The sequence below is a fragment of the Stenotrophomonas pictorum JCM 9942 genome, assembly GCF_001310775.1.
GTDB lineage: Bacteria > Pseudomonadota > Gammaproteobacteria > Xanthomonadales > Xanthomonadaceae > Stenotrophomonas > Stenotrophomonas pictorum.
The window spans coordinates 1-9250 of the sequence record NZ_BAZI01000080.1; the positions used below are offsets into that span (position 1 = coordinate 1).

The 9250-nt window shown below is 66.6% G+C and carries 6 protein-coding genes and 3 pseudogenes; 5 read left to right on the plus strand and 4 right to left on the minus strand.

Annotated elements, in window-relative coordinates; genetic code table 11:
- Positions 1-288: DUF4166 domain-containing protein (locus tag JCM9942_RS06265; RefSeq protein ID WP_172675054.1), on the plus strand; the 288-nt coding region annotated here is incomplete at its 5' end.
- A complete protein-coding gene (locus tag JCM9942_RS06270; protein WP_054658490.1) occupies positions 278-682 on the plus strand; it encodes a thiol-disulfide oxidoreductase DCC family protein in 405 nt (134 codons plus the stop codon). The genes JCM9942_RS06265 and JCM9942_RS06270, both read left to right, overlap by 11 nt.
- A gap of 12 nt (positions 683-694) precedes the next feature.
- On the opposite strand, the gene otsA is transcribed toward JCM9942_RS06270, so the two are convergent.
- From otsA to JCM9942_RS06290, 4 genes and pseudogenes are all read right to left on the minus strand, one after another.
- On the minus strand, positions 695-2062 hold the full coding sequence (gene otsA / locus JCM9942_RS06275) for an alpha,alpha-trehalose-phosphate synthase (UDP-forming) (protein ID WP_054658492.1): 1368 nt from the start codon (positions 2060-2062) through the stop codon (positions 695-697).
- Positions 2059-3839: pseudogene (locus JCM9942_RS06280) on the minus strand (glycoside hydrolase family 15 protein). The gene otsA and the pseudogene JCM9942_RS06280 overlap by 4 nt, the downstream one beginning before the upstream one ends.
- A 54-nt stretch (positions 3840-3893) precedes the next feature.
- Entirely contained in the window at positions 3894-4640 is a 747-nt protein-coding gene (gene otsB / locus JCM9942_RS06285; protein WP_054658494.1) for a trehalose-phosphatase, read from the minus strand.
- 136 nt (positions 4641-4776) lie between these two features.
- Positions 4777-7208, minus strand: a pseudogene (locus JCM9942_RS06290) (TonB-dependent receptor plug domain-containing protein).
- A 187-nt stretch (positions 7209-7395) separates the two neighbouring features.
- Here JCM9942_RS06290 and JCM9942_RS06295 point away from each other — a divergent pair.
- The 3 genes and pseudogenes from JCM9942_RS06295 to JCM9942_RS06305 form a co-directional block, all read left to right on the plus strand.
- Positions 7396-7872, plus strand: a complete 477-nt coding sequence (locus tag JCM9942_RS06295; RefSeq protein WP_054658496.1) for a DUF3574 domain-containing protein — start codon at positions 7396-7398, stop codon at positions 7870-7872.
- A 55-nt stretch (positions 7873-7927) separates the two neighbouring features.
- Positions 7928-8827, plus strand: a complete 900-nt coding sequence (locus JCM9942_RS06300; RefSeq protein WP_054658498.1) for an FG-GAP repeat protein — start codon at positions 7928-7930, stop codon at positions 8825-8827.
- Between the two features lie 64 nt (positions 8828-8891).
- Positions 8892-9250 (plus strand): annotated as a pseudogene (locus JCM9942_RS06305) (hypothetical protein); the annotation flags it as partial.

The following is a 9250-nucleotide window of genomic DNA, read 5'->3' on the forward strand; positions in this document are numbered from 1 at the left end:
GATGCACTCGCGGCGTCTGGCAGCGCGGCGGGGCGGGCTGTTCGAGCAGCTGGGCGCGGTGCTTTCCGCTTCGGCCTGTCCGAAAGCGCCGGGCAGATCCTGTGGCGGGTCGAGCGGGCCTGGGCCTTCGGGCTGCTGCCCCTGCCGGCACGCTGGTTCGCCCAGGTGCACTGCCGCGAACGCGAACAGGCCGGACGCTACGAATTCCTGGTCGACGTCTCGATGCCGCTGATCGGCCGGCTCATCCGCTACGAGGGCTGGCTGTTGCCAGACACCGATGCGCACTGAGCCGGCGGTGATCGTGTTCGACGGCGTGTGTGCGCTGTGCAGCCGCTGGGTCGGGTTCCTGCTGCGTTTTGATCGCGGCGGACGCTACCGCTTCGCGGCGATGCAGGGCCGCTGCGGTCGCAGCCTCCTGCACCGCTACGGGCTGGATCCGGAGGATCCGCTGTCCTTCCTGCTGCTGGAGGATGGCATCGCGTACACCGATACCGACGCGATTATCCGGGTGGTGGCCGGACTGGGCGGTGTCTGGACGCTGGCCGTGCTGGCCCGGGTGGTTCCCGCGCCACTGCGTGACCGCGGCTACCGCTGGCTGGCGCGCAACCGGTACCGCTGGTTCGGCCGCCATGAGCGCTGCTTTGTGCCCGATGCGGCCAGCCGCGAACGGTTTCTGGACTGAGGCTGGAGCAGTTCAAGGGGCCGCTTCCAGTGCCTGCAGGTAGTCGCGGCGCCAGCGGTTGATATCGAATTCGCGCAGGTGCTGCATCATCGTCTGCCAGCGCTCGATGCGTTCGGCGCGTGGCATGTTCGCCGCCGTGGCGATGGCATCGGCCACGCCATCCAGATCGTGCGGGTTCACCAGCAGCGCCTGTTGCAGCTCGTCGGCGGCGCCGGCCAGCAGTGACAGCACCAGCATTCCGGGATCTTCCGGGTTCTGCGCGGCGATGTATTCCTTGGCGACCAGGTTCATGCCGTCGCGCAAGGGCGTGACCAGTCCCACTGCCGCCTCCCGGTAGAAGCCGGTCAGGGTGCTGTGCGCATAGTTCTGGTTGACGTAGCGCAGCGGGGTCCAATCGGCTTCGGCATGGCTGCCGTTGATGTGGCCGGCCAGCTGTTCCAGTTCCCCGCGCAGCTTGCGGTATTCGTTGACGCTGCCGCGCGAGACCGGCGCGATCTGCAGGAAGGTCATCGTGCCTTTGTCCTGCGGATGGCGGCTGAGGTAGCGCTCGAAGCCGTGGAAACGCTCGGGCAGCCCTTTGGAGTAGTCCAGCCGGTCCACGCCGATGGCGAGCTTGCGGTGCTGCAGGCTCTGCCGCAGTGCGCGCACCGCGCTGTTACCGGCGGCGCTGCGTGCCTGCCGGGCGATGTGCTCCGTGTCGATGCCGATGGGGAAGGCGGAAGTGCGCACACGGCGACCGTCGGGGGCCTGTATCCATTGGCTGTCGATCAGACTGCCGCCGCCGAACAGGCGCACATAGGACTGGAAGCGGTCCACGTCGCGCCGGGTCTGGAAGCCCAGCAGGTCGTAGGCGTGCAAGGTCTGGAACAGCGCGCGGTGGTCGGGCAGCGCATGGATCAGATCGGCCGAGGGCACTGGCACGTGCAGGAAAAAGCCGATCCGGCAGCCCACCCCGCGCTCGCGCAGCAGTGAGGCCAGCGGAATCAGGTGGTAGTCATGGATCCAGACCGTGTCGTCTTCGCGCAGCAACGGTGCCAAGGTATCGGCGAACAGCCTGTTCACGCGCCAATAGCCGGCGCGTTTGCTGCGGTCGTAGTCCACCAGGTCCAGGCGGAAGTGCAGCAGCGGCCACAACGTCCGGTTGGAGAATCCGTTGTAGTAGGTGTCCAGATCGGCCTTGCTCAGGTCCATGGTGAGCAGGCGGATGGCCCCGTCGGTGTGCTCGTGCAGTGCCCCGCTTGTCGCGGTGCTGCGCCCGCTCCAGCCGAACCACAGTCCCCCGCGCTCGCGCAGTGCCGCCAGCAGGCCTGTCGCCAGGCCACCGGCGCGATTCTCGCCGGGCACGGCCACCCGGTTGGAGACGACCACCAGCCGGCTCACGAGGCCTCCTGCCAGCTGCGCGACAGACGCATCGCGGCGGTGATCAGTCCGACATGCGAGTAGGTCTGCGGGAAGTTGCCCCAGGCTTCGCCACCGTTGAAGGCAAGGTCCTCCGACAGCAGGCCCAGGTGGTTGCGTTGTTGCAGCAGCGCTTCAAACATTTCGCGTGCCTCCTCCATGCGGCCGATTGCGGCGAGCGCATCGATGTACCAGAACGTGCAGATGGTGAAGCTGGTTTCGGGTTCGCCGAAATCATCCGGAGCGATGTAGCGGTACAGCGCGTTGCCATGCTTGAGGTCCCGGCCGATGGCCTCGACGGTGGCGATGAAGCGGGCGTCGCTGGCGTCGATGAAGCCAGATCGGCCAGCAGCAGCAGCGAGGCATCCAGGCGATGGCCGCCGAAGGTATCGGTGAAGTGGCCGAGCTGCTCGCTCCAGGCTTTTTCCATGATGCGCTCATGGATGATATCGGCGCGCTCGCGCCAGTACTGCGCACGTGCATCGAGCTTGAGCCGCACTGCGATCTTGCACAGGCGATCACAGGCCGCCCAGCACATCGCGCTGGTATAGGTGTGTACGTCGGTGCGGCCGCGGAACTCCCACAGTCCGGCATCAGGCACGTCATGCAGGGCGAAGGCCTGTTCGCCCAAGGGCTCCAGCCGGGCGAAGGTGTGCGCGTCGCCCGGATCCTGCAGGCGCTGGTCGAAGAACAGCTGGGTCGAGGCCAGCACCACGCTGCCGTAGACATCGTGCTGGCGCTGCAGCCAGGCCAGGTTGCCGCGCCGCACCGGCCCCATGCCGCGATAGCCGGACAGCGTCGCCACCTCCTCCTCATCGAGCTTGGCTTCAAAACCGATGCCATACAGCGGCTGCAGGCTGCCATCGCTGGTGGCCAGGTTGAAGATGTAGCCGAGGAACTGCTCCATCGTGCGGGTCGCGCCGAGGCGGTTGAGCGTGCGCACCACGAAGGCGGCATCGCGCAGCCAGCAATAGCGGTAGTCCCAGTTGCGGATGCTGCCGGGGGCTTCGGGAATGGAGGTGGTCATCGCGGCGATGATCGCGCCGCTGTCTTCGTACTGGCACAGCTTCAGGGTGATCGCACTGCGGATCACCGCGTCCTGCCATTCCAGCGGAATGGACAGGTAGCGCACCCATTCGCGCCAGTAGTCGCGCGTGCGCTGGAAGGATTCCTGCACATAGCCACTGAGCGAGCGGTTGAGTGATTCGTCCACGCCCAGTACCAGGTGCACGCGGTGGTTGAGCACGAACGGCAGGCCGTCCCGCACGAAGCGCACCGGCACATCGGTGGTCAGGCGCAAGGCGTGGTCCGGCAGCAGCCAGCGGATGTGGTTGCTGCCCCAGGTGGTGTCCGGTTGGCGTGCGCCCCAGTCGGCCAGTGGCCGCGCACGCACGATGATGCGCGGGCTGCCCGACAGCGGGGTGACCTGGCGGATCAGGCTGACCGGACGGTAGAAGCGCTCGTTCTGCCGCCAGCGTGGTGCGAAGTCGATGACTTCCACCGCACCGCCGTGGCGGTCATACAGTACCGTGCGCAGGATGGCGGTATTGGTGAGATAGGACTGCTCGCTGTCGCGGAAGTCCTCCAGCTCGATGCCGAAGTCACCGCCCGGGTGCTGGTTGGGGCCGAGCAGGGCACAGAAGGCCGGGTCGCCATCGAAGCTGGGCAGGCAGCTCCACACCACGCGCGCCTGTGTGTCGATGAGCGCGCCGAAACTGCCATTGCCAACTACGCCAAGGTCGAGGGTGGCGTCTTGCATTGCTTACTCCTTGTTGTGCGAACGCCGCTGGCGTCGCTGTTTCCTCCGGAGGGGTCAGGTCGTGGCTGCGCGCAGCCAGGCGTGTACGGCGGGGATGTCGGGCAGGGCGCTCCGCGCATGGCTTTCGGCGCGTTGGCCGACCAGCACGCCCAGACCGCCAGACTGCTGCGCAGCCTGAAATCCGTGCTCGTCGGTGAGATCGTCGCCGATGAAGAGCGGACGGCGGCCCTGAAAAGGCGGGTGCTGCATCAGTTCCCGCAGTGCCCGGCCCTTGTCATGCGTGGCGGTGACGAACTCGATGACATGGTTGCCGGGCTGCAGACGCACCCCGGGCAGCTGCGGCAGCTGGGCACGGGCAAAGGCGGTGATGGCGCCGGCGGCGTCCGGGGCGTTGCGCCAGTGCAGTGCCAGAGACTGGCCCTTGTGTTCGACCAGCATGCCGGGGTGCGCGTGGGCAAGCTGTTGCGCGCGCACGTGCAGAGCATGCAGCCACGGTGCGGTACCGCTGTCCGGAAGGGGGGCCTCGGCGCAGTGCCGCAGCTGTGCGCCGTGCAGGCCTGCCATTGGCAGTTGCAAGGGCGTGAACATCTGCTGCAGTTGGGTCAGCGGCCGTCCACTGAGCAACGCCAGCGCACCGCCCAGACGCCGGTGCAGGATGGCAAGCAGGTCCAGCAGCGGCGCGTCGGGCTTCACTTTGTCCGGATGATCGGCAAAGGCGAGCAAGGTCCCGTCGACGTCGAGGAAGAGCGCATCGGTGTCCGCCAGCGCCGGAGGTGGCGGACGCTGTAGTTCTTCAAACATGCCGACACTATGCCGCGACAGTTGTTATGGGAAGGTCATCCCGCGTGCGACAGCCGCTGCATGACTGCACATGGTGCGATGTGCGTACAGCTCCCCTGTCCTGCTGCCAGGAGAGGGGAGCCGGCGTGTTTGCCGATCAGAACGTAAAGCGCACCCTGCCATACCAGTACGCACCGTTGCTTCCGATCGGTGACAGCACGTCATACGGCAGGTTGCCGAAGTAGTGGATGTCTTCGTTCGACAGGTCCGGATAGTTGTCGGTCAGGTTCTGGCCACCAACCGCCACGCTCCACTGCGGACTGATGCGGTATTCCACTTCCGCATCCAACTGCCATTCGGCTGGTAGGTCTGGGTCGGTACATAGCCATCGCCGAAATCGAACACGCGCTTGGCACTGCCGTGACGGCTGATGCGGCTGCTCAACGACCAGCTGTCATTGGCCCAGCTCGCGGCGAACTGCGCGCGGGTGCGCGGGGCGGCATCGGTCAGCGTGTTGCTCTCTTCCACGCCGAACAGCACATAGTCCGGATCCAGCGCCAGCAGCTGCGCCGGCGTGGCCAGCACGTTCTTCAGCTCGGTCTTGGCATAGCTCCAGGTACCGGTCAGCAGCAGCTCGCCATCGCCCAGCGACTGCCGCCAGTTGCCGACGAACTCGGCGCCGCGGGTACGGGTGTCGGCGGCGTTGACGAAGTAGTGTGCGCTTTCCAGCCCGCCGATGCCGAACTGCTGCTGGACGAAATCGGTCAGCGCATCGCCACGGATGCTTTCCGACAGTGCGATACGGTCATCGATGTCGATCTGGAACAGATCCAGCGACAGGTCGAAGTGGCTGCCGATCTGGCTGGTGAAACCCAGGCTGGTGTTGACCGACTTCTCCGGCTTCAGGTCGCTGGCGCCCAGCGCACGTGCAATCGGGTTGTTCACCGACAGTAGCCGGCCCTGCACCAGCTGGCCACCGGCGGTATAGCCGGTCGAGGTCGACTCGTAGCCGATCTGGCTCAGCGATGGTGCGTGGAAGTTGTTGGAGATGGAGCCGCGCAGCGCGAAGGCCGGGGCGAAGGCGTAGCGTGCGCCCAACTTCCCGGTCAGCTCACCGCCGAAATCCTGGTAATGCTCGTAGCGGGCGGCGATATCGGTGGAGAATTTCTCGCCGAAGGTCGAGGACAGGCTGGTATAGGCACTGATCACATCGCGCGACAGATCGGCCTCGTCCTGTGGGGTCAGGCCACCGCCGGCCTGCGAGCCGGTCGGGCGGTCGGTATACGGGCCGGCGGCATAGCTGGCCGGGTCGCCAGCGCCGGTTTCATAGCGCTCGTGACGGCCTTCGATGCCGAAGCCGAGGCTGTGGCTGTCATTGGCGCGCACGAAGATGCGGCCGAAATCCAGGTTGGCCACGGTCTGCGCGAAGCTGAAATCACCGGTCTTGAAGCGGGTCGGGCTGGCCGGGCCGAGCGAGGCGTTGAGCGAGTTGCGCAGGCGATAGGTGAACGCGTTGCGGCCATGGTCGAGGCTGGCATCGTAGTTCCAGTCGCCGAGTTCGCCGCGGGCACCGGCCACCAGCTGCACATCCAGGTTTTCGCCTTCGGAGATCGGGCGGTAGCCGTTCGGGTACAGCGCCTTCCAGTTGGCCTCACCGTCCGGGTAACGGAAGTAGTTGGCGCCTTCGGTATCGCGCTGGTTCCAGGTGCCGAACGCATAGGCCTTCGAGGTCGCGCCGAGCGGAATCTCGCTGTTGAACCAGGCGTTGAGGTCTTTGCTGGCGCCATCGCCGAGCGAGTAGTTGCGCTTGCCGGCCAGGGCCAGGTTGTCCGGGGTCTGCGCCTCCCACGGCGGGATCTGGTCGAAACCGGCACGGTTGGTCGCTTCGCGGTTCTTCAGTTCCAGGCCCACGCGCAGGAAGCCACCGTCATCGGTCAGGGCGGTGCCGACCTTGGCGCTGAAGTAGCTGGTCTGGCCATCGGTCAGGGTGCGGCCGATCGGTTTGAGGTCGGTGTGGTGGGCGCCGAAGCTGGCCTCGATGGCGCCACCTTCCGGCGCGTCGTCGAGGATCACGTTGATCACGCCGGCCACCGCATCGGAGCCATACAGTGCGCCGGCGCCGTCGCGCAGCACCTCGATGCGCTTGATCGCGCTGACCGGGATGGCATTGAAGTCGACCGGCGTGGTGCCCTTGCCGATCTTGCTGTCGGTATTGACCAGGGCGCTGTTGTGGCGGCGCTTGCCGTTGACCAGCACCAGCACGTGGTCTGGCGACAGACCACGCAGTTGCGCGGCACGCACATGGTCGGCACCGCCGGAGTTGGACTGGCGCGGGAAGTTGAACGAGGGCAGCAGCGCCTGCAGCGCGCTGCCCAGCTCGCCGTTGACCACGCCGGCCTTGCGGATGTCCTCGGCGCTGAGTACGTCCACCGGCGCGGTGGATTCGAGCACGGTGCGGTCGATGGCGCGGGTGCCGGTGACGATCACCGTGTCCAGGTTGGTGGCTTGCGGGGCGTCCTGGGCAAAGGCGGGAGAAGGCAGCACCAGCGCGATGGCCAGGCCAAGCGGGGCCGAGGTGGGGCGGGACATGGAAACTCCGGAGAAGGGCGGGGAGGGAATTTATTGCTTACATCCATCCGGATGAAGCGATATATTATCTTGGCGTGATGACGGCATCCGGTGCAAGTACCGCGCACGGCATCTGCATATCGCCGATGGCGATCTGCGCCATCGGCCGTCCGTCTATTCCTGTCTTTCCCTGTTTCGGAGTTCCCCGATGAAGTTGCAAGCCCTCCTGTTCGCCGCCACCCTGGCCCTGACCGGCTGTGCCAGCCTGCCGTCGACTGCTCCGGCGGGCGGTGCGGTCACCGCCACATTGCAGGACGATGCGGCGCGTCCGGCCGCAGCCAGTGGCTGGGTGCGCAGCGAGCTGTATTTCGGCGTCGGCGAGGAAAGCGGGAATTCCGCGCGCGAACAGACCGATATGGTCAGCGAGGCCCAGTGGCGCGTTTTCCTGGACAAGGAGGTGACGCCACGCTTTCCCGATGGCCTGACCGTGTTCGACGCCTATGGCCAGTGGCTGTTCCGCGGCGCGCCGGAGCCGAACCGGCTGCGCACGAAAGTGCTGGTGGTGTTGCACGAAGACACCGCGCAGCGTCGCGATGACATCGAGGCGATCCGTCTGGCGTGGAAGCAGGCCACCCGGCACCAGTCGGTGCTGTGGTCGCGGCAGCCGGTCGAGGTTTCGTTCTGAGCGACACCGGATCGACTAGCCTGCGGGCAGCTTCCAAGTGCAGACGAGTTTCTCCATGACGCCCCCCATAACCCGGCCGCGCTGGCGTTTTGCCGCTTTCGGCCTGCTGCTCGCAGCGGTTGTGCTGCCGGCAGCGCCAGCGCGCGCTGCCGATGACCGCGAGATACGCTTCGAGGTCACCGCCGCTGTGAGCGCGCATGCGCGCTTGCCCGGCGATGGCCGCGTGGACGTGGGTACCAGTCGCTCCTCGGCCCGCCAGCTACTGCTGGCGTCCACGGACGAAGAAGGCGGCGGCACGCACCTGGGCCACGCCGACTACAACTTCGACGGTTACCAGGACCTGGCTACCCGCGCGACGCTGGGCCAGGTCAACGAGGCGGTCACGGTCTACCTGTACGAGCCGGCCAGCGGCCAGTTCCGGACATTGGCCGCGCCTGCGGGGGCGCACATCAGCTGCGCGGGCTTCTGGTCGCTGATCCCGGACCCGGCCACACGCACACTGACCAGCAGCTGCCGCAGCGGGCCGATGTGGTACAGCGATGTCTACCGCTACCAGGTAGACAGGGTCTACCTGTATCGCTCGATGCGCGGCGCCATGCTCGACACCGCCCGCCTGGCGCCGGTTCTGGATCTCGGGGTAGCCGGGGATGGGGACCCGGAAATCCTCACCGTGTGGAGCACTTGGGACGTTGCAGGCAAGCGTGTTGATAGTGCCATCTGGGATGCATTCGATCCGCCACTGGAGGATGCACCGCTGCCGGGCCGCAGTGCCTCGGTGGTGCCGGACAAACTGCAGCTGTACAGCAGGGCCGGCGACACCGTCACCCGGCGTTATCTGCGCAAAGGTGATCGCGTCGAGCTGCTGGACGAAGCCGAGGGCTGGCTGCAGCTGCGCTACCACAATCCCCGCCACGGCCCGGTGCTGGGCTGGGTGAAACTGCCCCCGAACGGCTGATCTGCTCCATTCGCACCCAACATCTCCGCGATTACTCCGCCCCCGCTTTCCTGACGACATCCTCATGAATCCTTCCGCTTCAAGCTTCCCTCGGCGCTGGTTCGTTGCCGGCGATCTCAACGGCTTCTTCGGCCTGGTGGTCGACAACCTGTCGATCCTGGGCTTCATCGCGATGGCCCTGGTGGGCATGTTCCAGTTCCCGGCCGAGGTGGTGTTCGGGCGCATGTTCCCCGGCACCGCGCTGGGCGTGCTGGTCGGCAATCTGATGTACACGCTGATGGCCCGGCGGCTGGCCGCGCAGACCGGCCGCGACGATGTCACCGCGATGCCGCTGGGGCTGGATGCGCCCACCAGTATCGGCATGGCGCTGCTGGTGCTGGGCCCGGCGTTCGTCGCGTTCAAGGCGCAGGGGCTGGACCCGCA

Bases quoted from the DNA above. Each gene is read 5' to 3' on its own strand.
- JCM9942_RS06270 (WP_054658490.1), top strand. From the start codon at position 278: ATGCGCACTGAGCCGGCGGTGATCGTGTTCGACGGCGTGTGTGCGCTG.
- JCM9942_RS06295 (WP_054658496.1), top strand. From the start codon at position 7,396: ATGAAGTTGCAAGCCCTCCTGTTCGCCGCCACCCTGGCCCTGACCGGC.
- JCM9942_RS06300 (WP_054658498.1), top strand. From the start codon at position 7,928: ATGACGCCCCCCATAACCCGGCCGCGCTGGCGTTTTGCCGCTTTCGGC.
- otsB (WP_054658494.1), bottom strand. From the start codon at position 4,640: ATGTTTGAAGAACTACAGCGTCCGCCACCTCCGGCGCTGGCGGACACC.